We start from the raw sequence: 20,378 nt of genomic DNA, 5'->3' as shown, positions 1-20,378 counted from the left end.
TCTGATGGGCACACTCAGGGGGCCATCGGCCCCCTTCTCGTTTGTATCGCCTTTACAGCACATGGCCATCCGGCAGATTGCCTGCGATGGCAACCCCACTCACTCGATGTCAGCGGAGAACTCCCGATGAGCCACACTCTCAACGCAGCCCTGGTGGGCTATGGCTTTGCAGGCAAGACCTTCCACGCCCCCTTCCTCTCCACCACCCCGGGCTTGTCCCTCAGTTGGGTGGTGAGCCGCGATGCCGCCAAGGTGCAGGCCGATCTGCCCGGCTGCCGAGTCGGTTCACTGGAGGAGGTGCTAAGCGATGAGACCGTCGATCTGGTGGTGATCGCCACCCCCAACGACACCCATGCTCCCCTCGCCCGCCAAGCGCTGCTGGCAGGCAAACATGTGGTGATCGACAAGCCCTTCGCACTGGATCTGGCCGAGGCGCAAGCGCTGGTCGAGCTGGCCGAAAAGCAGCAGCGGCTGCTCAGCATCTTCCACAACCGTCGTTGGGACGGGGATTTCCTTACCGTGCGCCGTTTGATTGCCGAAGGGACGCTGGGGCAGATCGCCCAGTTCGAATCCCACTTCGATCGCTATCGCCCCGAAGTGCGCCAGCGCTGGCGCGAAGCGGGTGGCCTGGGTTCCGGCCTCTGGTTCGATCTCGGCCCCCATGTGCTGGATCAGGCATTGCAGCTGTTCGGCCAACCTGACTGGTTGCAGGCCGATCTGGCCGAGCAGCGCCCCGGCGCACTGGCGGACGACTACTTCCATGTGGTGCTGGGTTACGGTGCTCTGCGGGTTATTCTGCATGGCAGCTGTCTGGTTTCAGCCACCATGCCGCGCTTTGTCATTCACGGCAGCCAGGGTTCGTTCGTGAAATTCGGTATGGATGTGCAGGAAGATCAGCTCAAGCAGGGCTTGCGGCCCCCGGCGGCGGATTGGGGCATGGATAGTGAACCCGGTCAGCTCAGCCGCATTGTCGATGGTCAGTTGCAGCAGCAGAGCGTGGTGGGTGAGGCGGGGGATTATGGCACCTACTATCGCGGTGTCTGCGCCGCCATCAAGGGCGAAGGGAGCAACCCGGTGCCAGCAAGTGAAGCGCTGGCGGTGATGGCACTGCTGGATCTGGCCCGTCAGAGCCACCTTGAGGGAAAACGGCTGCCCTGTCAGAAGCTGTCTGACTAAGGTGCGAGTCATCGGCCGCTATTGTTCAACCTTGACCTTGTTAAACCGCCATAAGATGGCAGCAAAGTGGTGTTTTATTGTGCAATTAGCACCATTTGACGGCATCTTGTATTGATATCAGTCGTTGCAGTGGAGCTTTTTATCCACGGCACGAAAAAATGTCATTGTGATATCCGTTTTCATCGGTAACTAATGGGGCTATATTGCGCCCGCCTGCTGCCTCCCGGCTTCTTGTTTCAATACCGGGCAACGGTGGGCGCTGTGATGGTTGCACAGACCATCTCTCCATCTTTTTTTGAGGGAATGCACATGAACAAAGTACTGGTAGCCGGTATCCTGGGTCTGATGTTGACTGCTTGCGGTCAGAAAGAAGAAAAAGCTGCCGCTCCTGCTGCTGCTCCGGCCGCCGAAGTTGCTGCTACTGTAGAAAAAGCCGCTAGCGAAGCCACCTCTACCGTAGAGAAGGCCACCTCCGAAGCGACTGCAACCGTAGAAAAAGCTGCTACCGAAGCCGCTACCAAAGTTGAAGCTGCAGTGAGCGATGCCAAGGCCAACTAAGCCTGCACCTCATTCGAAGACGGGTCCGAAGGCAACTTCGGGCCCGTTTTTTTATCTGACAATCAGGGAGCCGGATTAATCAGCGAGGTGAGGATGTGATCCTCCCAGCGGCCATTGATCATCAGATACGCCCGCGCGAATCCCTCCAGCTCGAAGCCGAGCCGCTCCAGCAAGGCGCCACTGCGCTGATTGGCAGGCATATAGCAAGCCATGATGCGATGCAGATCGTGCTCCCGAAACAGGTAGTCGATGGCGGCTGACAGCACCTCTCCCATCACCCCCTGCCCCTGATGCTGCTGGTCGATGGCATAGCCCAGATGACACGCCTTGAAGACCCCCATCAGGATATTGCTGAAGTTGCAGGTGGCGAGCACCCGCTCGCCAGCCGGATCGAGGGCCACCAGATTGACGCCGGTGCCGTTGAAGAACTGGCTGTAGCTGTCCTGCAGCCGGGCATGCCAGTAAGAGAGAGTGTAAAACTGCTCGTCCCGAAGCGGCTCCCAGGGGGCGAGATGGGCGCGGTTGCGCCGGTAGAAGTCGAGCATCATGGGGGCCCGATCCGGCGACAGTATGGTCAGGTGGGTGCGGGCCGTCTTGATATGTGGCAGCGCCATCAGGACTCCCTCTGTCTTAGCCACTCGTCACGCAGCAGGCTGTAGTGGACATGGTCCACAATCCGGTTGCCCAGCCGCTCTGCGCGCCGGGTCACCCCCTCCTGCTGCATCCCGAGCCGCTCACAGACGGCTCTGCTGGGCTCGTTATCGGTGGCGGCGCTGATCTCCACCTTCTCCATCCCCATCTCCTCGAAGGCGTGGTGGATCAGGGCCTGACAGGCCCGGGTGATGATACCGTTGCCCTGCCAGCGCTCCGCCAGCCAGTAACCGATGACCACCTTGCCAAGGTCGTGATCGATACTGTTGTAACCTATGACCCCCACCACCTCCCCCTGATACTCGATGGCAGTGGTGAGCCCCTCACCGCGGGCGAACTTCTCGATGGCACTGCGAATGAAGAGGGCGCTGTCGACGGGGCGCTGGATCAGTGGCGGCCAGGGTAGCCACTGGGAGAGGAACTCCCGGTTGTCATTGCAGAGGGCAAACAGTTCGCTCGCCATATCGGGCTGCAAGAAGAGCAGCGCAAGCTCGTCGTCCAACTGCCATGAAAACATGGGATTCTCCTTTCAAATCAGTGATCAAATAGCGAATCAGCACCCAATGTAGCCAATCGCCACTGGCCGCGCCAGCCACTTTTAAGGCCCTCCTCCGGCAGGCTTCTCAGAGGGTGACTGCGCGCGTACTCTCCTCCCTCAAAAGAGGAGGGTGGGTGTCTGAAACCGGATAATGCTCTCCACATGACGCCGATAGATGCCCCCAAACGGCACTTTGGCAGATCCTGCTACTCCTTTGTGCTGCGCTGTCACTTTTGACAGGGGGCACTTTCCCCCACCGGCACTAGCTTCAAAACGCCCGACCTTCGGTCGGTTTATCAACCTCATCGATTTAAGGAAAGAAGAGATGAATAAAATTTATCTGGCCGTTGCGCTGGCCTGCTGGGGAAGCGCCGCACTGGCGGCGCAAGAGGTAGAGATCAACGTAACGGCAAACGGCATCCGGGCCATGACAGGCCTCAGTGCCGCGAGTGGTACCTTGCAGCTGGAAGATGGCGAGTTTCGTCAGGTGCGGGTGGTCAAGCTGCCCAACGGCCAGCAGCGGATCCGCTACGAGCAGGTCTGGAACGACACCCCGGTAATGGGTCAGGTGGTGGTGGTTGACAAGAGCCTGAACGGCCAGCTGCAACAGGCCAGTGGACGCATGCTGCGCCAGATCGATCAGGATGTGGCAAGCCCGGCCGCCACCCTATCTCCACAGGATGCCGCCAGCAAGGCCAAGGCGGGCAGCAAGGGGAGCAACGAGCAGGTCAAACTCTACGTGATGCAGGATGAGAACGGGCTGGCCCGGCTGGTTTATCAGGTCTCCTTCATCGCCGAAGGTGACAAGCCAAGCCGCCCCTTCGTCATTCTTGATGCCCAGAGCGGTGAGGAGCTCAAACGCTGGGAGGGGATCAACCACAAGGATGCCACTGGCCCCGGGGGCAACATCAAGACCGGCAAATACGTCTACGGCACCGACTTTGGCCCACTCATCGTGGATGACAACTGCCGGATGACCAGCCCCAACGTCGATACCATCAACCTCAACCACGCCACCTCCGGCGGCGCCATCCACCAGTTCACTTGCCCGGAGAACCGGGTCAAGGAGATCAACGGCGCCTACTCGCCCCTCAACGATGCCCACTACTTCGGCAACGTGGTGTTCGACATGTACCGCAACTGGTACAACACAGCGCCCCTCACCTTCAAACTGAAGATGCGGGTTCACTACAGCAAGAATTACGAAAATGCCTTCTGGGATGGCAGCCAGATGACCTTCGGTGACGGCGCCACCACCTTCCACCCGCTGGTAAGCCTCGATGTGGCGGCCCACGAGGTGAGCCACGGCTTTACCGAGCAGAACTCCGGGCTGGTCTATTCAGGACAATCCGGCGGCATCAACGAGGCCTTCTCCGATATGGCGGGGGAAGCGGCCGAGTTCTACATGAAGGGGAGCAACGACTGGCTGGTCGGCGCCCAGATCTTCAAGGGCAACGGCTCCCTGCGCTACTTCGAGGATCCGACCCGGGATGGCAGATCCATCGGCCATGCGGCGGATTATCAGGAGGGGATGGATGTACACCACAGCTCAGGGGTCTACAACCGCGCCTTCTATCTGCTCGCCACCAGCAGCGGCTGGAACACCCGCAAGGCATTTGAAGTGTTCTTGCTGGCCAACCGCCTCTACTGGGGCGCCAACACCAACTACCAGCAAGGGGCCTGCGGCGTCAGCCGAGCGACCGCCGATCTGGGTTACAGTCAGGCGGATGTGGCACGGGCCTTCCAGACCGTCGGGGTTGATGCCAGCTGCGGCAGCACGCCGCCACCGAGCGACAATGTGCTGCAAAACGGCGTGCCGGTGAGCAACCTCGCCGCCAGCAAGGGGGGCAAGCTCAACTACACCCTGAACGTACCGGCTGGCACCAGGTCGCTGCAAATCAGCAGCAGTGGCGGTACCGGTGATGCCGACCTCTACGTCCGCTTTGGCAGCGCCCCCACCAGCAGCAGTTACGACTGCCGTCCCTACAAGGGGGGCAATAACGAAAGCTGCTCGTTCACCAATCCCAAGGCGGGCACCTGGCATGTGCAGCTGTCAGGGTTTTCCGCGTTCAGTGGCGTAACCCTCAAGGCCAGCTACTGATCCACCCGATGCGGGCCTTGTCCCGCATCGCTTTACTCATTGCGCCACCGTTTCGCCAGCGTGCGGGCGGTGGCCAACACGGTTTCCCGGGCCGGATTGGGCCGCTTGCCACCGCGCCACGCCATCATCACATCCCAATGCTCCTGCGGCAGATTGCGCACATCGAGCCTGACCAGCCGCCCCACCTCCAGATCCCGCTTGATAGCCAGCTCCGGCATCAGGGTGATAAACCCGTGTTCCAGCGCCAGATCCCGCGCCGCACTGGCGGGCTGCACCGCATGCAGGGGGCTGGCGTCCCGCCGCAGCCGCCGCAACTGCTGGATAAAGACGTCACACCCCGGCCCCCATACCTGAGGCGCCAGCCGCTGGTCGGCAATATCCTCCAGCGTGAGGCCGTGACAACCGGCCAGCGGATGCAATGGCGAGGCGATAGCGATGATAGGGGAGCAGCAGAGCAGCTCCATCTGCAGGCCAGCAACCGGCGGGCGCTTGAGCACAAAGCCGATATCGGCCTCCCCGGTCAGCAGCGACTGCATGATCTCGCCGGAGTGATCCGTGGTGCAGCGGATTTCGAACGGCTCATCCACCAGCTCCATCAATAGCGAGCCAAACACCACCGAAGTGAGGGATGGCAGGCTGGAGAGACGGATACAAGGCAGCGCTGGCGCCCCCTGTAGTGCCAGCCGCCCTTCGCTCAGAGTGGCCAGCGCCGAGCGGGCGGCAGGGAGAAACTCCTCGCAGGCACGGGTCGGCGTCACCCCGCGTCGATGACGCTGAAACAGCGGCGCCCCGAGGCTCTCCTCCAGCTGGGCAATCCGCTGGCTCACCAGCGGCTGTGACCAGCCACGAATGGCCGCCGCCTGACTGAAGCTGCCCAGCTCGGCCACATCCAGCAGCAGTTGCAGATCGTCCAGATCCATAGACATAAATAATCCTGATATGAAATATAGGTAGTTGTCGTCTACCACTATATCTAAACCCTCTCCAGAATGAAGGTATCTGTGAATGAGAGGGCGTTATGGTCGATAGGGCGAGGTTTTGGGGACGCTGGTTTCTGGCGCTGGATACCACACTGGTGATCCTGGGTTTCTTTGTGGTGATGCCGATGATCAGCCTGCGCTTCGTCGATCACCTCGGCTGGGCGGCCGGTCTGGTGGGGCTGGCCCTCGGCCTGCGCCAGCTGACCCAGCAGGGGCTGGGGATCTTCGGCGGCTCGCTTGCCGACCGCTTCGGCGCCCGCCCGCTCATCGTCACCGGCATGTTGCTGCGCGCCGTCGGCTTTGCCACCCTGGCCTGGGCCGACAGCGGCGCCCTGCTGATCTTCTCCTGCTTCCTCTCCGGACTGGGCGGTTGCCTGTTCGACCCGCCACGGGCGGCACTGGTGATCAAGTTTACCCGTCCCCATGAACGGGGCCGCTTTATCTCCCTGCTGATGATGCTGGAGAGCGCGGGGGCCGTCACCGGCGCCCTGCTCGGCAGCTGGCTACTGCGTTTCGACTTCACCTACGTCTGCCTGCTGGGTGCCGGGCTCTTCACCCTGGCGGCTCTCTGCAACTGGACCCTGCTGCCCGCCTACCGCCTCTCGGTCAAACCGACCCCGATGCGGGAAGGGTTGGGACAGGTGCTGGCTGATCGCGCCTTCTGCCGACTGGTACTGATCCTGAGCGGCTACTACATGCTGTGGGTACAGGTGATGCTGATTTTCCCCATTCTGGTCAAGCAGCTCTCTGGCACCACCACGGCAGTGGGCTGGATGTACAGCCTGGAAACGGCGCTGTCACTGGCGCTGCTCTACCCTATCGCCCGTTTCAGCGAGCGGCGCTATCGGCTGGAGAGCCGGCTGATGGCGGGTATCCTGCTGATGACGGTGGGGATCGGGCTGGTCGCCTTCGTCAGCACCCTCTCCGGCATCTTCGTACTGCTGGCCTGCTTCTATCTGGGGATCATCATCTGCGAACCGGCCCGGGAGACCCTGATGACCAGGCTGGCCAACCCCACAGCCCGCGGCAGCTACATGGGCTTCAGCCGCCTCGGACTGGCGCTGGGGGGCATGACCGGCTATGTGGGCGGCGGCTCCCTCTATGACTTCTCGCTGCAACAGGGACAACCGGCCCTCCCCTGGCTGGTGCTGGGCACCATAGGCGTCGCCACCATATTGCTGCTCGCCCGCTGCTTCTCCCGCCGCCCGGAGCTGGCTATCAGAGCCGCCGCCTGACGACAGCCCCTCCTGCGGCAGCCCAATCAACGGGGCTGCCGCTCACCCCATATTCTGCAAGTCATCACAGCAAAAGGTTGCGAATTACAACTTTTACGCTATTTTAGTTGTCATGCACAACTAAATAGGAAGCCACGATATGGATCCCCGTCCCCTGCGCGCCCTGTCACGCGATCTGGTTCGCGAACTCGGCATGCTCTCCCAACAGTGCGGCAATCTGGCCCTCACCCCCATCGAGGCTCACCTGCTGATCGAGCTGGAAAACGCCCCGGCCACCAACCAGCAGCTGGCAGAAAAGCTGCACATCGACAAATCCAACGCCAGTCGTCCGCTGGCCCGCCTCGCCGAGCGGGAGCTCATCAGCTGGCACCCGCACCCCTCCGACGGCCGCAGCAAGGAGGCCCGCCTCACCGTCAACGGTCAGGGGATGCTGCTGGAGTTGCACCGGGAGATGGACGGGGCGATGGAAGAGATGCTGGCGCAGTTGAGCTTGCCCGAGCGGGAGCAGCTGTGGCAAGGGCTGCGGCTCTATCGCAGCGCCCTCTCCCGCGCCCGTCGCCAGCGGGGTTACCAGATCCGCCCCATCACGGCGGCAGACAATGCCCAGATCGCCTTGGTGATCCGCGCCGTCTCGGGCGAATATGGTCTCACCGCCGACAAGGGGTATGGGGTCTCGGATCCCAATCTCGACACCCTCTCCCAGAGCTATCAGGGGGAGAAGAGCCGTTACTGGGTCATCGAAGGGCCGGACGGTTCCATCCTCGGCGGTGGCGGTATCGCACCATTGGCGGGAGAAGAGGGAGTCTGCGAGCTGCAGAAGATGTACTTTATGCCCGCCCTGCGCGGACTGGGCCTTGGCAAGCGGCTGGTGTTGCAGGCACTGGATGCCGCTCGCGGTTTAGGCTATCGACGCTGTTATCTGGAGACCACAGAGGTACTGCGCGAGGCCACCAGCCTCTACGAATCACTGGGCTTTGAACACCTGCCCGGCCCCCTTGGCTGCACCGGCCACGGGGATTGCGAGATCTGCATGGTGCTGGACCTGGTGTAGAACTCCCTCATCCCCAGCCCTTCTCCCGCAAGGGGAAAAGGGGGCAAAAACACTTCCGCGATCTTTCAGGCTGACCTCTGATGGTTCCCTCTCCCTCTGGGAGAGGGCTAGGGTGAGGGCTGCTTGCGACTGGTATATGCTGAACCATTACCCCCCTGCATCCCTCCTTAAACAGGCAAAACGGCACAAAACAAGAGACCCCGCCGAAGCGGGGTCTCTTTTATCTTGTCTGCCGAGCAGGCAAGCACTTATCAGTGCTCGCGAGTCTGGCGGAACTCGACGTCCGGGTGACGCTCCTGGGCCAGGCGCAGGTTGACCATGGTCGGCGCGATATAGGTGAGGTTGTCACCGCCATCGAGGGCCAGGTTGACCTCGTTCTTGCGCTTGAACTCTTCGAACTTCTTGACGTCGGTCCCTTCCACCCAGCGGGCGGTGGAGACGTTGACCGCCTCGTAGATGGCCTCGACGTTGTACTCGCTCTTCAGACGAGAAACCACCACGTCAAACTGCAGCACACCGACCGCACCAACGATGAGATCGTTGCTGATCAGCGGACGGAACACCTGCACCGCACCCTCTTCAGAGAGCTGGACCAGCCCCTTGAGCAACTGCTTCTGCTTGAGCGGGTCGCGCAGGCGGATGCGGCGGAACAGTTCCGGTGCAAAGTTCGGGATACCGGTGAACTTGAGATCTTCACCCTGGGTGAAGGTGTCACCGATCTGGATGGTGCCGTGGTTGTGCAGACCGATGATGTCACCGGCGAAGGCGTCTTCCGCCTGCTCACGGTCACCGGCCATAAAGGTCACGGCGTCGGAGATGTTCACATCCTTGCCGATACGCACGTGGCGCATCTTCATGCCCTTGCTGTAGGTGCCTGATACGATACGCATAAAGGCGATACGGTCGCGGTGTTTCGGATCCATGTTTGCCTGGATCTTGAACACGAAACCGGAGAACTTCTCCTCGTTCGCCACCACTTCGCGGCTCTCGGCCTTGCGCGGCATGGGAGACGGCGCCCAGTCAGTCAGGCCATCCAGCATGTGGTCAACACCGAAGTTACCCAGTGCGGTACCGAAGAAGACCGGGGTCATCTCGCCAGCGATAAAGGCATCGTGATCGAACTCGGGAGAGGCGCCCTGCACCAGCTCCAGCTCGTCACGCAGTTGCCGGGCCAGATCTTCGCCGACGGCGGCATCCAGATCCGGGTTGTTCAGCCCCTTGACCACCCGCTTCTCCTGGATGGTGTGGCCCTGACCGCTCTGATAAAGATAGGTCTCATCCTTGTAGAGGTGATAGACACCCTTGAAGGATTTGCCGCAGCCGATAGGCCAGGTGATGGGGGCGCACATGATCTTCAGCTCGCGCTCCACCTCGTCCATCACTTCCATCGGATCGCGCACTTCGCGGTCCAGCTTGTTCATGAAGGTGAGGATGGGGGTATCACGCAGACGGGTCACTTCCATCAGCTTGCGGGTCCGGTCTTCAACACCCTTGGCGGCATCGATGACCATCAGGCAGCAGTCGACCGCCGTCAGGGTACGGTAGGTATCTTCGGAGAAGTCCTCGTGACCCGGGGTGTCGAGCAGGTTGACCAGACAGTCGGCATAGGGGAACTGCATCACCGAGGTAGTAATGGAGATACCACGCTGCTTCTCCATCTCCATCCAGTCGGATTTGGCGTGCTGGCCCGAGCCACGGCCCTTGACGGTACCGGCGCGCTGAATGGCCTGTCCGAACAGCAGGACTTTCTCGGTGATGGTGGTTTTACCCGCATCCGGGTGCGAAATGATCGCAAAAGTGCGTCTCTTGGAGACTTCACTCAGAAATTCAGCTGACATAATTCAACGTTCTTCTATTGAGCGGTGGCATCAGCCACCGTGGGAATAAATCCGGAATGCCGCTCACGGCACATGTATACGCAACGAAAGCCACGCCAGCTGGCGTGTTGCCAACCTGGTGGAGAGAGGGAGGAGGGTTGCGTTACATGGGTCTTCTCGCCTGAGTCAAAGCAAAATTGCGCGACATTATACCCGCGCGAGTGAAAAATACCCAGCCTGACAAGAGATGATAATTTGGCCGCCCAGCCATTCCACAGGTTCCAACTGAACAGAAAATCAAACACTCCGAATCGGATGGCAGCATCCGGACTACGTGGAGTTGGCCCCCTCCCCATGCCAGCAACAACCACTCTTGATAAATTTTCATACTTGGACTTTCCCTATCCAGCTACAAATATGTAAATCGTATCTACATAATGGAGAGGTCATTACATGAAACATTCCACCCTGCACAATCAACAGATCGTCATTATCGGCGGTTCCAGCCGTGAGCAGCTTGCCACTGCACTGGCTGAACTGGGCCCAAGTGCCAGTGGCCATCAACTGGATATTCTCGACGTCGACTCCGTCAATCACTTTTTCAACCAGCTGGATTCGCTGGATCATCTCGTCATCACCGCCGCCGTCATGCGACCAGGCAGCTTTCTCACCGCTGCCATCGAGGATTTGAAAATCAACATGGACAGCCGCTTCTGGGGAAGTGTTCATGCGATCCGCGCCGCAGCACCCAAACTGTCCGAACGCGGCTCCATCGTGCTCACGTCCGGGATGGTGACGCGCCGCCCACAACTGGGTAAGGCACTCCCTGCCGTTGCAGCTGGCGCGGTTGAAACGCTGGCTCACAGTCTGGTTAACGAGCTGACCCCCCGTCGGATCAACGTCATCAACCCGGGCCCCATGCGCACTCCCATGCTGCTTAAAGCACTGGGCAATGACCCACAAAAAGTGGCTGCCGTGGCGCAAAGCCTGCCATTGAAACGCTTGGGAGAGGGAGAGGATTATGCGCAGGCCGCGCTGTTCCTGATGAGCAATAACAACATGAATGGTGAGGTGCTTCACCTCAATGGCGGCAGCGCCTGGGCATAACGCCCTTCTGACGGTCTTCTGCGCTCGCGCTTGCCAATCTGTCATCGCAGGCAAGAACGAGCGCAGGGGGCGAGCATCATCGCCGTATCAGTGTGCTCCCGAATAGCGATGACACCCTGGTGAATGACAATACCCAGCCCGTCAGTTATCTGTTTCCACCCGGTTGCGCCCCGCCTCTTTCGCACGATACAGCGCATTGTCAGCACGCTGGATCAAGGCCGCCAGATCCTGATCATCGTCTCGCAGAGAGGCACACCCGATACTGATGGTTACCGGGTATGACATACCGGGCAACGCCCGGTTGGCCACCGTGTGACGGATCCGCTCAGCCACCCTGCACGCCTCTTCAAGGCTGGTATCCGGCAGCAGGATCAAGAACTCCTCTCCGCCGGTACGTCCCAACTGATCCTGGTGCCGCAGCTGACGATCTGCCGCCCGAGAGACCCATTGCAGCACCCTGTCTCCTTGATGATGGCCCAGGGTATCGTTGATCCGCTTGAAGTGATCGATATCGAACACCAGCAGACAAAATGGCGTGCCCTGCCTGCGAGCCAGCGCCAGCATATCGCTGCCCTGCCGCAGCACCCGACGGCGGTTGTTGATGCCGGTCAGCTCATCGGTAAAGGCCAGACGACGCATCCGACGGTTGCGATCAAGCAGCCACCCCATCGTCAGCAGCGCCAGTACCCCGCAGAGCACCATCACCACCAGCAGCCAGAAACGACGCTCCTTGACCTGCTCCAGCTCCTGCTGCTGCAACTGCTGCTCGACTCGCAGTCGCTCGTTCTCACCCTCCTGACGGGCCAGCTCGAACTCGCCGCGAACCCAGGCCGTGCTCTGTTCCCGTAACAGCTGATCGAGCCGCTGCTCCTGCACCAGATGCTCCCGCAATGCAGCCAGCGCCGCCGGATAATCGCCTTGCAACTCAAGCGCCCGACTGCGTACCCAGTAGAGCTCGAGCAAAAAGCGCACGTGCCCTTCCACCTTCAAAATCGGCTCAATCTTCTCAAGCGCACGCAAGGCTGGCGCCGGTTCCTGCTCTTCGACTCTCAACCTCGCCCGCACCAGCTCGAGATGCGCATGGAGGATGGGGGCAACGTCGGGAGAGAGCACCTTCGCCGCTTGTGCCAGCAAGCGTCCGGCATCAGCGGGGCGATTCAGCCCGAGCAGAGCCTCGGCCTGCATTACCATGCGTTCGGCATGCTCAATCAGATATTGAGGCTGATTATAAAAGGCCGCACTGCGTTCAAGCTCGCCCAATGCATCCTGATAACGCCCGGTCTGCAGATAGACCATCGCCAGTTGATCACTTAGCCTTGCCGAGCCAAACCCGTCGTGACTTCTGGCAAAATGCTCGCTCAACCGGTTGAGGGTGGCGAGCGCTTCGGCGTAGAGGCCCATACGACGAAATGTGGCTGCAATCTCGAGCTGCGCCTGGTGATACCAGGTGGGCAACCCCAGCTGCTCATAGATATTGTGCGCCTTGGTGAGATCCATCAGCCCCTGGCCTGAGACCCCCTGAAAAGACAGCATGGCCCCCCGGCGGGCCAGCGCCAGCGCCTCCAGCTTTGGCAAGGCGGCCTCTCTTGCCAGCCGCAGCCCCTCATCGTAATCGTGACGAGCCTTCGCTACCTCGCCGAGCAGCTGATTGAACCAGCCGCGGCAAATCGTCAGCTCCGCCACGGCGGCGTCATCACCCTGCTCGCGCGCAATGGCCAGCATTCGCTCCGCATTGGCGATGGCAGTACGGGACTCCTGCATGTCATCGGCCGATTGGGCCCAGCAAGCCAGACGACTGATCCGCATCTGCTGCGACGGCGGATAAGCGTTGCCGTCCCGCTGCAAACGGGCAACACGCTCGCGCAGCAACTCGATCGGCTGATAGACCCGCTCCATCCCTCCCAGTTCATTTTCCAACTGCTCGGGGGACAAGGGTTTGGCTGCCAGCCCGAACACCGCCAGCAACAGCAGCAAGGCAAGTCGGCTCATACACACTCCGGATCAATGGGAAAGATCATCGGGCAAGCCGATGCCGGAAAATCATCATCTTTTCCCCTGTAACAATGGTTGTAAAGGCTATCACCCGGACAGAGAGCCCGAATAGCAGGCTAGTCACATTTTACTGCGATATCATCGAGTTGGAATGAAAGTGGGGACGCACAGCGAAAAAGAGGGGCGGGATAACAACTCAAGAGGGGTTGCCCCCTCCGGTCACTAGTGATGCTGCCAGCGCCGCAGCAGCCGACCGCGCAGGCCGCAATCGAGTAGCCAGCTGTTGTCAAATACCCGCAACAGCGCCTGCTTGGCGTGGCGGGACATGGCGACGGCGTGAAAACGGGTCTGGCGCTGGCGATAGCGGTTCATCTGATCGAGCAGGGGATGAGGCAGGCTCTGGGCGATAAAGTCGGAGATGACCAGCACATCCGCCTTGGCAAAGGCCGGATCATCGAGCTTGGCCAGCGTTTTTTCCAGGCAGGGCACCAGATCGGTACCGCCGTGAAAACTCATGGAGAGGAAACGCTCCGCCTTGTCCAGCCCGGTATCTGCGGTGATCTCGAGGGTCGCCACCTCGGTGGAGAAGAGCATCAGGTAGCAGCCGCGCTTCTCATCCATCGCCACCTTGAGCAGCGCCAGAAACAGCGCCTTGGCACACTCCTCGGGATAACCACCCATAGAGCCCGAAGTATCGACACAGACGATAAAGGGACCTCGCTGCTGCAACTGCTGCCCCCCCTGCTCCGGAGTGCGCAGCATGATGCGCTGGCGCGGCAAGGTGCCACGTGACTGGTAGCTGAGCAGACGCCGCTCCAGATAGCGGCGATAGAACTCCAGCTCCAGCTCCGGCAGCCCCAGCATCACAGCTTCGCTTGGCAGTAGCCGCATCAGATCGCTGGCCTGATGAATGCCTACCAAGTCGTCCGGCACATCATCGCTGGGAGCGGGCTCCAGCTCCAGCACCTGAACCGGCGGCACAGGTTGCTCCTGCGCCCGCCGATCCCGCTCGCTGCGCCCGAGCAGACCGGCAATCTCCGCCAGCAAGGGTTCGCGCTGCAACATGCGGGCGTATTGCTTGACCAGCACCAGACTGCGCTTGTGCCAGTGCCCCTGCGCCAGATCCCAAAGACCACCGGCTGAGATCTGGTTGGGGTCGAGGGCATCGGCCAGGGTGCGGCTCGCCAGCAGCTGATCTTCAATCTCTTGACGTTGCTTCTCTCGCTCCGCTTCGGCGATCTGCTGCTGCAGTTGCAGCAGGCTCCCCACCAGACTGGCGCGCCACTTGTCGATAAAGAGCTGGCGCAGCCCCTCGGTGGGGTGAGCCATCAGCTGGCGAACCAGCGAACGGGCCTCACCGGCAAAGGGGCTGTAGTGATCCAGCGACTCCAGCAGGGCGGGCAAACGGCCTATCAGTTCGGTCATCGGCAACTGCCGGTGCGCCTGATAGAGCAGGTACTCCTGCTCCAGCGCCACCGGCACCGGCTTGTGACGGATCTCCTCGCCAAGCTGCTCACCCCAGCTCTGCAGGCGCTTTTTCAGCAGCTTGCCCTGCAGCGGGGAGCGCTTGATGAACTCGGAGATCTTGGGCGACGCAGCAAGCAAAAGAGCCACCTCCCCTGCCAGCTCCCCTTCACCGATCAGGAGCCCCAGATCCAGCATGCCAATCTCAAGCATGAGCGCTCCTTACTCGTCCAGCCTTGGCAACCGCTCGCGCCACTGTGTCAGCTCGCCGCGCAGCAGTTCAAGATCCCGGCTCAGCACGAAGAAGCTGTCTTCCACCTGTTGCAGCCAGCGCTGGGCAATAAAGAGGTGCTGCCGATGACGATCGAACAGAGTGCGCTGCTGTTTAAGCTCCTGCACCACCTTGCCAACCTGGGCAAGCAGCTCATCGAGCGCTTGCAGCCAGGGCTCCAGCACCACCTCAGGGATGGCGTTGCGCTCCATCAATACCAGCGGGATCTGCTGGCGCTGGATATCGAGCACCTGCAGGCGCAGCTCATCGTCAAGTACCAGCTCGTAGTGTCCCTCTTTCGGGTTGCCATATTGATAACCCACCAGCGCCTCACCGGTCGGATGCCAATGGGAAAGCAGGGTACGATCGAACACCAGGGTGCTGGTGAGACGCTCGGGATCGCTGCCATCCAGCGGGGCCGGGGTGAGCAGATGGAAGTGCACCTGCTTGCCAAAGGGTCTGGCGTTGGCGAGCGGGATCTCGATCCCCCTCGCCCGTCTGCCAAACCACTGCTTGCGCTTGCGCGCCTTGCAGCAGAGACGCTGGGCCACGCCCTGTTTGAGCTGTTTGAATTGATCCCGCAGGGCAAGCAGCTGGCGGGTCAAGGCCAGTTGCTGATAACCGTAGAGACGGGAGAACTCGGTCATCATCTCCAGCAGGGCGGTGCGGGACTCCTCGTCGTGCCAGAGACAATCCTTGAACAGCAGCAGATCTACCGGTGCGACCTCATCGCGGCCATTGAAGAAGGCACTCGCCTTGATGAGCCGTACCGCCTTCTTCCAGCGGCGATCCGACACATAGCAGCGATGGGCCAGCTGACTGTCGAGCTGCTGGCGCAGCTGATAGATAAGTTCGAAACAGGCATCCGGCAGGCGCACCTGCTCAATCTGGCTCTGCCACTGCTCGTACTCATCCCCCCGGATCTGCAGGGATTCCGGCAGATTCTGGTGGGCGTGACCGTCGCTGGCCAGCATGGATTGAAAGTTGGCTTTCTCCTGCACCCGGTCCATCCAGATCCGCACCAGCATCCGGTCGTAGAGCGCTTCCAGCCCGCTGTCCGGCGCCGGCAGCTCGTTGGAGGCGGTCACCAGCAGCCGCATGGGGATGGGATGCTGGCTATCACCATTGCGGAACTGCCGTTCGTTGATGGCGGTGAGCAGGGTGTTGAGAATGGCGGGACCCGCCTTCCAGATCTCGTCGAGGAACACCACCTCAGCCTCCGGCAGATAGCCGGCAGTGAGGCGCAGGTATTTGCCATCCTCTTTCAGCGCCTGAATGGAGAGGGGGCCAAATACCTCCTCCGGTGTGCTGAAACGGGTCATCAGATATTCAAAGTGGCGGGCGTCGTGAAAGGCCAGCTTGAGGCGACGGGCAATCAGACTCTTGGCGATACCGGGTGGCCCCAGCAAGAAGACACTCTCACCGCTGAGGGCTGCCAGCAGACCGAGGCGCAGGGCATCCTGCCGTTCATAAAGCCCCTCACCAAGGGCTGCCAGCAGCCGGGGCAGGCGCTCCTGGATGGGAATAAGACGCGCAGGGTTCTGGGCTTGAGCTAAAGACGACATAGAGAGTGTTCCGAAGCTGGGATGATGTTAGCCCCAAGGCGTGATATCCATTTGCTCGACCTTGGGTTTTGTCTTGTTATGATGTTTATTCTGGTATCTCTTGCCGCACAATACCCGCCTCTGGCAGGAAAAAACGCAAAGGCAGTGCGATACCGTATCGGCAGCGTGCTGCGCCCATGCATAGCCAGTGTCGTGATGGCACCATGCCCGCATGCGCCAGATGATGCGTTGCAAAGGGTGCAGCAAAAGCGGTTCGAGTGTACCCTGCGCAACACAATTTTCCCCAACGCAGATCAAGAGTGAGTCGCCCCAGATGCAAGATCCCGTTCGTCAGAGCATGTTGGCCCGCATGGGCATTCAAAGCTGGCAACTGCGTCGTCCGGCATTGCTGGGCGCAGCACCCGCTCCCGAGCTTGAGCAAAACGCCACACAGCCGGGCCAGACGGCACCGGCCACCCGCTCTCCGCTGCCCAGCGGCAAACTCTGGTTGCTGGCGCCTCAGCTGCCTGCCACCACGCTGCTGGCGGATATCTGCCAGTTGCTCGGCATGACCCCCGACGAGGTCTCACTGCTCAGCGAGCTGCCGCCTGCCGATCTACAATCGGCGGGCGCCTCCCCTCTGCTCTGGCTGACGGAAGCCAACTCCGAGCGGCCAAATGCGCTGATCTGCCCGCTCACCCCCAGCGCCGCGCAAAAGCGCGCCCTGTGGCAACAGCTGCGCCAGCACCTTGCGGCCAACGCGGCGTGATCCTGCATCATGCCGCCAAGACCCACTGTGATGCTGCTCTTTTTACCTGATTTTACAAATGCCGCCTCTGCCAACCCCAGTGCCCAACATCTTGCCATCCGGAGCCCCCATGCCTGAGTTTCGTCCCCTGCTCGAGAGCGATTTCGACCTTGTCTACCCCATCGAGCAAGCCGCTCACAAGGAGCCGTGGAGTGAGGCCAACCTGCTCTCCTGCTTCGGCCCTCGCTATCTCAACGGCTTGATGCTGGTCGATGGTTCCCCGGCGGGCTTCTATATCTCGGATCTGGTGGCCGGTGACAGCTCGCTGATGAACATCTGCGTGCATCCGGCGTTTCAGGGCAAGGGGTTGGGACGAGCGCTGTTGCAGGCCTATCTGGCGCGCAGCAAGCAAGCCGGGGCAGAGGCCTGGTTTCTCGAGGTACGGGCCGGTAACCAGACCGCCATCAACCTCTACGAGAGCGCCGGTTTTGCCGAATATTGCCGCCGCGCTGACTACTACGGCACCGGCAACGACAGGGAAGATGCGGTGCTGATGTCGCGACTATTCGATTTCGGCTGATCCAGCCTGTTCGTCGCGCCCAAGCCTTTTGTCCCCCCTCAATCGAGGGGGGCGTTGTCCAGCGCGGGATCCTGCAAGGCCAGAGTGGTATGTACCACCGCCTCGAATCCGGCACCGGAGAGCGGCATATAGAAGCCACGCTGCCAGGTTTTCCCCGGCATCCAGATCTGGTCGATATCCACCACTATTTTGATGGGCCTGAGAGGCTGGCCAGGCTGCTGAATATAGATGCCAGGCGGCGTGGCGACTTTGGGAAAGCGGCGCAGGATCTGCTCGCTGCCATCCCCCTTGCCCGGGTTGAGCCGCACCTTCACCAGCCGGGCAAGCGGGCCAGCCATCTCCTTGCTCTGCCAGAATTTCTTCTCCAGATCGCCGCAGCGGCGGCACTTGGGGGTCTCCAGCACATAGAGCAGCGGATAGCCCAACGCCAGCGCCTGTTGCTGCGCCTGCTGATACCCTTCGGCCCCCTGATACCAGGGATTGGCGGGCCCCTGTGATGACGTTCCGGCAAAGAACCAAAACGCAGCGCCCCCCACCACCATCAGCCCGACCGCGGCCAACGCCCCTTTCACCCACAGATTCATATCGTTAACCCTCTCTCTGCCTCCTAGCAGTATCGGCCAGACTGCGCAAAGGGAGAGCTATTTGCGCTCTTTGTGATCCAAGACAAACAGCGAACACTTGTAAGCTGTAATGTTGGAGTTTAAACTCTAGCCCGATTTTTAGTGCCCTCGCGGGCGTACAACTGTAATTAAAGGATGTTTAACTGATGCCGAAGCTTCATCTGGTTCGACTGATGCGTGAACGTATTGCCCAGCTTGGCAACAAGGCTGCCCTGCGGGTTCAGCAAGATGGCCAGTGGCGCGCCATCGGCTGGCGTACTCTGGGCCAGGCCATGGACTACTGCGCACAGGCGCTGATCCGGGCCGGCCACCAGCCAACCGAAATGGTCGGCATCTATGCCCGCAACATGCCGGAGTGGACCCAGGCCGATCTCGGCATCCTTGCCGCCCGCGGTGTCAGCGTCCCTATCTACCCCACCAGTACGCTCGATCAGCTGCGCTACATCGTCAAAGATGCCGGCATCAAGGTGCTGTTCGTTGGCGAACAACCCCAGTTCGATCAGGCGCTGCAACTGATTGAAAGCGGCGAGATCCGCCAGCTCATCGCCCTCGACGGCAACGTCAATCTGCGCGGCTGCGAGCAGGCGAGCCACTTCCAGACATTTCTGGTCTCCGGCAACCATCAGCCCAGCGAGCAGGAACTGCGAGTACGGGAAACCCAGTACCGGATGGATGATCTGCTGACCCTGATCTACACCTCCGGCACCACAGGCGAGCCCAAGGGGGTCATGCTCGACTTCAGCAACATCGCTGCCTGTTTCGAGATGCACAACAGTCGTCTCGACCTCAACGAACAGGATGTGTCGCTCTGCATGCTGCCGCTCAGCCACGTGTTTGAGCGGGCCTGGAGCTACTACGTGCTCTACTGCGGTGCCGAGAACGTCTATATCCGCGATCCGCAGAAGGTGATGGATGTGATTGGCGAGGTGCAGCCGACCGTGATGTGCGCCGTGCCGCGCCTCTACGAGAAGGCCTACGCCATGATCCAGGCCAAGGTGGCTCAGGCTCCGGCTCTGCGCCGTGCCCTGTTTGGCTGGGCGACCCGGGTCGGCAAGCAGATGGTTGCCACCCGTCAGGCTGGCAAGTCCGCTTCCCCGCTGCTCTACGGCCAGCTCTGGCTCGCCGAGCGACTGGTGTTTCGCAAGCTGCGCGCCCGCTTTGGCGGCCGCACCCGCTTCCTGCCGGTGGCGGGCGCCCGTCTGGCCGACGATGTGAACCTCTTCTTCCAGGCGATGGGGCTCAACCTCAAGTACGGCTACGGCATGACCGAGACCACCGCCACCGTCTGTTGCTACGAAGACAGCCAGTTCAAGCTCGGCTCCATCGGCACGGCACTGAACGGCATCGAAGTAAAGCTGGGTGAGAACAACGAGCTGCTGGTGCGCTCCCCGACCGTGATGCGCGGCTACTACAACAAGCCGGACGCCACCGCCGAAGTGATGACCGAGGATGGCTTCCTGCGTACCGGCGATGCCGGTGAGCTCGACAGCCAGGGCAATATCTACTTCACCGAGCGCCTCAAGGAGCTGATGAAGACCTCCAACGGCAAGTACGTGGCCCCGCAGCTGGTGGAAGGGACCATCGGCAAGGATCGCTTTATCGAGCAGATCGCCATCGTCGCCGATGCTCGCCACTTCGTCTCGGCGCTGATCGTGCCCTGCTTCGAGTCGCTGGAGGAGTACGCTCGCTCCATCAACCTGCAGTACCAGTGCAAGACCGAGCTGCTGCGCCACTCCCGGGTAATGGAGTTCTTCGAAGCCCGCATCGCCGACTTGCAAAAAGAGCTGGCCAAGTTCGAGCAGGTGAAGAAGTTCACCCTGCTGCCGAGCGCCTTCTCCATGGAGCTGGGTGAGCTGACCCCCACCATGAAGCTGCGCCGCAAGATCATCGAGGCCAAGTACCAGAGCGAAATCGAGGCCATGTACAACCACGTCTGATATCG

Annotated in this window: 17 protein-coding genes; 9 read left to right on the top strand and 8 right to left on the bottom strand. The window is 60.9% G+C overall.

Annotated elements, in window-relative coordinates:
- Positions 1–126: 126 nt before the first annotated feature.
- Together ACTG1K_RS06200 and ACTG1K_RS06195 are read left to right on the top strand one after the other, a co-directional pair.
- Positions 127–1,176: an oxidoreductase gene (locus ACTG1K_RS06200; protein ID WP_440004959.1), complete on the top strand. Its 1,050-nt coding sequence runs from the start codon at positions 127–129 to the stop codon at positions 1,174–1,176.
- Between the two features lie 309 nt (positions 1,177–1,485).
- Complete coding sequence (locus ACTG1K_RS06195; protein WP_005340533.1) at positions 1,486–1,734, top strand: hypothetical protein; 249 nt, start codon at positions 1,486–1,488, stop codon at positions 1,732–1,734.
- Between the two features lie 62 nt (positions 1,735–1,796).
- Here ACTG1K_RS06195 and rimJ read toward each other — a convergent pair whose 3' ends face one another.
- Positions 1,797–2,348 carry a ribosomal protein S5-alanine N-acetyltransferase gene (gene rimJ / locus ACTG1K_RS06190; protein WP_440004958.1) on the bottom strand — a complete coding sequence of 184 codons (552 nt, stop codon included), beginning with the start codon at positions 2,346–2,348 and terminating at the stop codon, positions 1,797–1,799.
- Positions 2,348–2,902 carry a GNAT family N-acetyltransferase gene (locus ACTG1K_RS06185; RefSeq protein ID WP_440004957.1) on the bottom strand — a complete coding sequence of 185 codons (555 nt, stop codon included), beginning with the start codon at positions 2,900–2,902 and terminating at the stop codon, positions 2,348–2,350. The genes rimJ and ACTG1K_RS06185 overlap by 1 nt, the downstream gene beginning before the upstream one ends.
- 346 nt (positions 2,903–3,248) lie before the next feature.
- Here ACTG1K_RS06185 and ACTG1K_RS06180 point away from each other — a divergent pair, with 346 nt between their 5' ends.
- A complete protein-coding gene (locus tag ACTG1K_RS06180; RefSeq protein WP_440004956.1) occupies positions 3,249–5,024 on the top strand; it encodes a M4 family metallopeptidase in 1,776 nt (591 codons plus the stop codon).
- A gap of 32 nt (positions 5,025–5,056) precedes the next feature.
- On the opposite strand, the gene ACTG1K_RS06175 is transcribed toward ACTG1K_RS06180, so the two are convergent.
- Positions 5,057–5,950 carry a LysR family transcriptional regulator gene (locus ACTG1K_RS06175; RefSeq protein WP_159158194.1) on the bottom strand — a complete coding sequence of 298 codons (894 nt, stop codon included), beginning with the start codon at positions 5,948–5,950 and terminating at the stop codon, positions 5,057–5,059.
- A gap of 92 nt (positions 5,951–6,042) precedes the next feature.
- Between ACTG1K_RS06175 and mdtH the strand changes: the two genes are divergently transcribed.
- Entirely contained in the window at positions 6,043–7,239 is a 1,197-nt protein-coding gene (gene mdtH, locus ACTG1K_RS06170; protein WP_440004955.1) for a multidrug efflux MFS transporter MdtH, read from the top strand.
- Between the two features lie 139 nt (positions 7,240–7,378).
- Positions 7,379–8,290: a bifunctional helix-turn-helix transcriptional regulator/GNAT family N-acetyltransferase gene (locus ACTG1K_RS06165; protein WP_425855497.1), complete on the top strand. Its 912-nt coding sequence runs from the start codon at positions 7,379–7,381 to the stop codon at positions 8,288–8,290.
- Positions 8,291–8,541: 251 nt separating this feature from the next.
- On the opposite strand, the gene prfC is transcribed toward ACTG1K_RS06165, so the two are convergent.
- Positions 8,542–10,131 carry a peptide chain release factor 3 gene (gene prfC, locus ACTG1K_RS06160; RefSeq protein WP_425855509.1) on the bottom strand — a complete coding sequence of 530 codons (1,590 nt, stop codon included), beginning with the start codon at positions 10,129–10,131 and terminating at the stop codon, positions 8,542–8,544.
- Between the two features lie 429 nt (positions 10,132–10,560).
- Between prfC and ACTG1K_RS06155 the strand changes: the two genes are divergently transcribed.
- Positions 10,561–11,214: an SDR family oxidoreductase gene (locus ACTG1K_RS06155; protein WP_440004954.1), complete on the top strand. Its 654-nt coding sequence runs from the start codon at positions 10,561–10,563 to the stop codon at positions 11,212–11,214.
- 141 nt (positions 11,215–11,355) lie between these two features.
- On the opposite strand, the gene ACTG1K_RS06150 is transcribed toward ACTG1K_RS06155, so the two are convergent.
- From ACTG1K_RS06150 to ACTG1K_RS06140, 3 genes are all read right to left on the bottom strand, one after another.
- Complete coding sequence (locus ACTG1K_RS06150; RefSeq protein WP_440004953.1) at positions 11,356–13,203, bottom strand: tetratricopeptide repeat-containing diguanylate cyclase; 1,848 nt, start codon at positions 13,201–13,203, stop codon at positions 11,356–11,358.
- Between the two features lie 225 nt (positions 13,204–13,428).
- On the bottom strand, positions 13,429–14,883 hold the full coding sequence (viaA, locus tag ACTG1K_RS06145) for an ATPase RavA stimulator ViaA (RefSeq protein ID WP_440004952.1): 1,455 nt from the start codon (positions 14,881–14,883) through the stop codon (positions 13,429–13,431).
- 9 nt (positions 14,884–14,892) lie between these two features.
- Positions 14,893–16,506, bottom strand: a complete 1,614-nt coding sequence (locus tag ACTG1K_RS06140; protein WP_216952885.1) for an ATPase RavA domain-containing protein — start codon at positions 16,504–16,506, stop codon at positions 14,893–14,895.
- Positions 16,507–16,819: 313 nt separating this feature from the next.
- Here ACTG1K_RS06140 and ACTG1K_RS06135 point away from each other — a divergent pair, with 313 nt between their 5' ends.
- Together ACTG1K_RS06135 and rimI are read left to right on the top strand one after the other, a co-directional pair.
- Positions 16,820–17,254 carry a DNA polymerase III subunit psi gene (locus ACTG1K_RS06135; protein ID WP_111901002.1) on the top strand — a complete coding sequence of 145 codons (435 nt, stop codon included), beginning with the start codon at positions 16,820–16,822 and terminating at the stop codon, positions 17,252–17,254.
- Between the two features lie 109 nt (positions 17,255–17,363).
- Positions 17,364–17,813, top strand: a complete 450-nt coding sequence (gene rimI, locus ACTG1K_RS06130) for a ribosomal protein S18-alanine N-acetyltransferase (RefSeq protein WP_005349003.1) — start codon at positions 17,364–17,366, stop codon at positions 17,811–17,813.
- A 38-nt stretch (positions 17,814–17,851) separates the two neighbouring features.
- On the opposite strand, the gene ACTG1K_RS06125 is transcribed toward rimI, so the two are convergent.
- Entirely contained in the window at positions 17,852–18,355 is a 504-nt protein-coding gene (locus ACTG1K_RS06125) for a hypothetical protein (RefSeq protein WP_371155262.1), read from the bottom strand.
- 227 nt (positions 18,356–18,582) lie between these two features.
- Here ACTG1K_RS06125 and ACTG1K_RS06120 point away from each other — a divergent pair, with 227 nt between their 5' ends.
- Positions 18,583–20,373: an AMP-dependent synthetase/ligase gene (locus ACTG1K_RS06120; RefSeq protein ID WP_042084418.1), complete on the top strand. Its 1,791-nt coding sequence runs from the start codon at positions 18,583–18,585 to the stop codon at positions 20,371–20,373.
- Positions 20,374–20,378 lie beyond the last annotated feature (5 nt).

It is taken from the genome of Aeromonas sp. 102P (assembly GCF_051920345.1).
Taxonomy (GTDB): Bacteria; Pseudomonadota; Gammaproteobacteria; order Enterobacterales; family Aeromonadaceae; genus Aeromonas; species Aeromonas veronii.
This window is presented reverse-complemented; position numbering and strand designations above follow the sequence as displayed.

Coding starts and splice junctions, on each gene's coding strand:
- ACTG1K_RS06200 (WP_440004959.1), top strand. CDS start 127: ATGAGCCACACTCTCAACGCAGCCCTGGTGGGCTATGGCTTTGCAGGC.
- ACTG1K_RS06195 (WP_005340533.1), top strand. CDS start 1,486: ATGAACAAAGTACTGGTAGCCGGTATCCTGGGTCTGATGTTGACTGCT.
- rimJ (WP_440004958.1), bottom strand. CDS start 2,348: ATGGCGCTGCCACATATCAAGACGGCCCGCACCCACCTGACCATACTG.
- ACTG1K_RS06185 (WP_440004957.1), bottom strand. CDS start 2,902: ATGTTTTCATGGCAGTTGGACGACGAGCTTGCGCTGCTCTTCTTGCAG.
- ACTG1K_RS06180 (WP_440004956.1), top strand. CDS start 3,249: ATGAATAAAATTTATCTGGCCGTTGCGCTGGCCTGCTGGGGAAGCGCC.
- ACTG1K_RS06175 (WP_159158194.1), bottom strand. CDS start 5,950: ATGTCTATGGATCTGGACGATCTGCAACTGCTGCTGGATGTGGCCGAG.
- mdtH (WP_440004955.1), top strand. CDS start 6,043: ATGGTCGATAGGGCGAGGTTTTGGGGACGCTGGTTTCTGGCGCTGGAT.
- ACTG1K_RS06165 (WP_425855497.1), top strand. CDS start 7,379: ATGGATCCCCGTCCCCTGCGCGCCCTGTCACGCGATCTGGTTCGCGAA.
- ACTG1K_RS06155 (WP_440004954.1), top strand. CDS start 10,561: ATGAAACATTCCACCCTGCACAATCAACAGATCGTCATTATCGGCGGT.
- ACTG1K_RS06150 (WP_440004953.1), bottom strand. CDS start 13,203: ATGAGCCGACTTGCCTTGCTGCTGTTGCTGGCGGTGTTCGGGCTGGCA.
- viaA (WP_440004952.1), bottom strand. CDS start 14,883: ATGCTTGAGATTGGCATGCTGGATCTGGGGCTCCTGATCGGTGAAGGG.
- ACTG1K_RS06140 (WP_216952885.1), bottom strand. CDS start 16,506: ATGTCGTCTTTAGCTCAAGCCCAGAACCCTGCGCGTCTTATTCCCATC.
- ACTG1K_RS06135 (WP_111901002.1), top strand. CDS start 16,820: ATGCAAGATCCCGTTCGTCAGAGCATGTTGGCCCGCATGGGCATTCAA.
- rimI (WP_005349003.1), top strand. CDS start 17,364: ATGCCTGAGTTTCGTCCCCTGCTCGAGAGCGATTTCGACCTTGTCTAC.
- ACTG1K_RS06125 (WP_371155262.1), bottom strand. CDS start 18,355: ATGGTGGTGGGGGGCGCTGCGTTTTGGTTCTTTGCCGGAACGTCATCA.
- ACTG1K_RS06120 (WP_042084418.1), top strand. CDS start 18,583: ATGCCGAAGCTTCATCTGGTTCGACTGATGCGTGAACGTATTGCCCAG.